The sequence below is a fragment of the Vibrio ichthyoenteri ATCC 700023 genome (genome assembly GCF_000222605.1).
GTDB lineage: Bacteria > Pseudomonadota > Gammaproteobacteria > Enterobacterales > Vibrionaceae > Vibrio > Vibrio ichthyoenteri.
The window spans coordinates 1-1027 of sequence record NZ_AFWF01000044.1; the positions used below are offsets into that span (position 1 = coordinate 1).

The 1027-nt window shown below is 33.9% G+C and carries 1 protein-coding gene; it reads left to right on the forward strand.

The features are described 5' to 3' along the window. Nucleotides 1-272 precede the first annotated feature (272 nt). Complete coding sequence (locus RH85_RS04880; protein WP_006711090.1) at nucleotides 273-608, forward strand: helix-turn-helix domain-containing protein; 336 nt, start codon at nucleotides 273-275, stop codon at nucleotides 606-608. Nucleotides 609-1027: the final 419 nt, after the last annotated feature.

Sequence of the window (1027 nt, forward strand, 5' to 3'; positions counted from 1 at the left end):
GCAAGGATCAAATGGTGCAATGATGATCGTGTATAGGGTTGTTTTTGGTAGAAAATCACGTTTTTCAGTGGAAATAAAGGGGCCTCGCAGCATGCGAGACCCCTTTGGGTTAGTGCAGGTTGAGTTTGGGACTAGCAGACATGCACTAAAACTTGGGTGTGGGTTTTTAAGTAGCAGTTTAAAACTTACGTTGTAATGTAACATCTGCATTATAGAAAGATCAATGACCTTGTATCATTTAATAAAATGAAGCAAGAGAGTGGCACTACATCGTGGATAAAGAGAATTCTGCATTAGCGGCTAATTTAGTCTTACATTTAAAAAATAAAGGGTTATCTAAATCGGAACTTGCAAGAGAGATGTCTGTAACAAGACAAACTGTTCAAGTTTGGTTAAAAAAAGGAACTGTTAGTCGTGATAATCTAATGAAATTATCTTCATTTTTTAACACGTCCGTATCATCTTTGGTGGGAGAAAAGAATGCTGTTAGTGAAATGGAAGTGACAGACGCAAATGTAATCAAACAAGAGCTAAAGTTGCTTATCGATTCGGTTCCCTCAAGCCATATCATACTGTTACAATATTTAAAGAAAATGTTATCAAAGTGACATTTAGTAGTGAAAAATCAAAAATTCTTGATTGCGTAGCTAGAATGTGGGTTAGTGTGTAAATCTTTGATTTTCCACTTATCCACATTGACTATAAAGATCTATAAGTATTTATTAATACTATTAAATGTATAGATCTATAAAAGCTATAAGTTGCGTAACCGCTTGTTTTTAAAGAAAAAAAAGACCTCAAATGATCACATTTAAGGTCTTTAACCTACAAAATATAGGTGTTCATGATCTTTTAAAAGGCTTTTTTGATCACTTATTAGGTGTATTTATGACAATTTTTAGGTGTACATGATCATTTTCTAGGTCTATTGGTGACATTTTGTAGGTGTTTTTTTTGATGTGAGCCTTTCATTAACCATAATTTGGCTTTTGTAGCAATTTGCCCTTCCAGCACTCTACTCTTGCTC